The sequence below is a fragment of the Reinekea marina genome (assembly GCF_030409715.1).
GTDB classification, from domain to species: domain Bacteria; phylum Pseudomonadota; class Gammaproteobacteria; order Pseudomonadales; family Natronospirillaceae; genus Reinekea; species Reinekea marina.
In genome coordinates this window covers 1-1,842 of record NZ_JAUFQI010000007.1, presented here as the reverse complement: position 1 = coordinate 1,842, position 1,842 = coordinate 1, and the positions used below count along the sequence as shown (strand labels likewise).

Genomic DNA, 1,842 nt, shown 5'->3' with positions numbered 1-1,842 from the left:
GAATGCTTGCAATGGTCACAGCTCATACCTTCTACATTAATAACTTCGTTAGTCAATGTTGTCACCTCCTTTCAAGAAATATAAGATTCTTATAATTTCATACGTTTTAGACGTAAAGCGTTTGTGACAACACTTACAGAACTTAAAGCCATTGCTGCTCCCGCAACCCAAGGTGCTAGCAGACCAATTGCTGCTATAGGATACCTGCAACATTGTAACCAAACGCCCAAAATAGATTTGGCGAATATTACGAATTGTAGATTTACTTGCTTTTATTGCTTTTGAATTAATAAAAGGTCTCCTCCTAAAATAGTTATATCAGCAGCTTCGATTGCAACTTCTGTACCTGTACCAATGGCAATACCAATATCTGCTTTAACTAGTGCTGGAGCATCATTGACACCATCTCCAACCATAGCTACTTTTTTACCTTCAGATTGAATTTCTGCTACTTTAGAAGCTTTTTCTTCTGGTAAAACCTCTGCAATAATCGTGTCTATACCAACTTTGTTTTGCTATTGCTTGTGCGGTACGTTTGTTATCACCAGTTAACATAGCAACTTCAATACCTAATTCATGAAGTTTTTGAATAGCTTGTTGGGCAGTATCTTTAACTGTATCAGCTACAGCGACAACCCCTCTCAATTCGTTATCTACGCTTATAAGCATTGCAGTTTTTCCTTCTTTTTCAAATTGAGCGAGATTTGTTTCAGCTTCATTAGTTTGGATTCCTTTTTCACTCATTAGTTTTCGATTTCCGACAAAAAGTTCTTTACCATCAATTGTTGCATTATACCGCGCCTGGTATAGCTTCAAAATGGTCTACTTCTAAAAATTCTAATGATTTTTCTTTAGCATAACTTACGATAGCTTCAGCTAGTGGTGTTCAGAACCTTTTTCTGCACTAGCTAACAATTGTAATGTTTGATCATCTCCACTAAAATCAGTGACTTCAGGTGTGCCATTTGTTATAGTGCCAGTTTTATCTAAAACAACTGTATTAATAGCGTGTGTACCTTCAATGTGTTCTCCACCTTTAAATAGAATGCCATTTTCAGCAGCTTTTCCGGTACCCACCATTATAGAAGTAGGCGTAGCTAAGCCTAACGCACAAGGACAAGCGATAACTAATACTGCTATTGCAGCAACTAAGGCTGGTTCAAATTGTCCCGCTGAACTAATGAAATCCATATAATAAATGTGAAAATCGCGATACCTACAACGATAGTACAAAATATCCAGAAATAATATCTGCTAGTCTTTGTATTGGCGCTTTAGAACCTTGCGCTTCTTCGACAACTTTAACAATGGAGGCAAGAGCTGTATCTTTACCAACTTTTGTTGCTTCAACAGTAATTGCTCCATTTTTATTCATTGTTGATCCTATAACATTATCATTTTGCATTTTTCAACAGGAATAGATTCACCTGTCAACATTGACTCGTCAATTGAAGTCATACCTTAATTATTTTGCCATCTACTGGTATTTTTTCTCCTGGTTTGATAACTAAATAGTCTCCTTCTTTTACCTCACTTAAAGGAACCATAGTCTCTTCACCGTTGCGTAATATACGTGCTTCTTTAGCTTGTAAATTCAACAATTTACTTAACGCATTTGTTGTTTGTGTTTTAGCACGTGCTTCTAAATACTTTCCGAAAAGAATTAAAGTAATTAATACAGCACTTGTTTCAAAATATAGGTGTGGCTCATAATTTGTATTAATTAACCACTTAATCGATTCATAAATACTATAAAAGAAGGCTGCGCTTGTACCTAAAGCGACAAGAACATCCATATTTGCTGACCCATTACGAAGGTTTTTATAAGCGTCTACATAAAAT

General features: G+C 35.8%; 6 protein-coding genes. 2 read left to right on the top strand and 4 right to left on the bottom strand.

Annotated elements, in window-relative coordinates; genetic code table 11:
• Window positions 1-123 precede the first annotated feature (123 nt).
• Window positions 124-285 (top strand): hypothetical protein, encoded by a 162-nt coding sequence (locus tag QWZ13_RS20065; RefSeq protein ID WP_435407474.1) that lies wholly within the window; start codon window positions 124-126, stop codon window positions 283-285.
• Here QWZ13_RS20065 and QWZ13_RS20060 read toward each other — a convergent pair.
• Both QWZ13_RS20060 and QWZ13_RS20055 read right to left on the bottom strand, forming a co-directional pair.
• Window positions 273-443, bottom strand: a complete 171-nt coding sequence (locus QWZ13_RS20060) for an HAD hydrolase family protein (RefSeq protein ID WP_435407472.1) — start codon at window positions 441-443, stop codon at window positions 273-275. The two genes, QWZ13_RS20065 and QWZ13_RS20060, sit on opposite strands and share 13 nt — an antisense overlap.
• A 10-nt stretch (window positions 444-453) precedes the next feature.
• On the bottom strand, window positions 454-816 hold the full coding sequence (locus QWZ13_RS20055; RefSeq protein ID WP_435407470.1) for an HAD-IC family P-type ATPase: 363 nt from the start codon (window positions 814-816) through the stop codon (window positions 454-456).
• Between the two features lie 205 nt (window positions 817-1,021).
• On the opposite strand from QWZ13_RS20055, the gene QWZ13_RS20110 reads away from it, so the two are divergent.
• Window positions 1,022-1,195, top strand: coding sequence for a hypothetical protein (locus QWZ13_RS20110; protein WP_494338229.1), 174 nt, complete (start codon window positions 1,022-1,024; stop codon window positions 1,193-1,195).
• Window positions 1,196-1,216: 21 nt separating this feature from the next.
• Here QWZ13_RS20110 and QWZ13_RS20045 read toward each other — a convergent pair whose 3' ends face one another.
• Entirely contained in the window at window positions 1,217-1,405 is a 189-nt protein-coding gene (locus tag QWZ13_RS20045) for a P-type ATPase actuator domain-containing protein (RefSeq protein ID WP_494338228.1), read from the bottom strand.
• A gap of 49 nt (window positions 1,406-1,454) precedes the next feature.
• A partial coding sequence (locus QWZ13_RS20040; protein WP_494338227.1) for a P-type ATPase actuator domain-containing protein occupies window positions 1,455-1,842 on the bottom strand: 388 nt, incomplete at its 5' end.

Excerpts from the sequence above, each read along its gene's own strand:
- QWZ13_RS20110 (WP_494338229.1), top strand. The coding sequence starts at position 1,022 with ATGTGTTCTCCACCTTTAAATAGAATGCCATTTTCAGCAGCTTTTCCG.
- QWZ13_RS20045 (WP_494338228.1), bottom strand. The coding sequence starts at position 1,405 with ATGCAAAATGATAATGTTATAGGATCAACAATGAATAAAAATGGAGCA.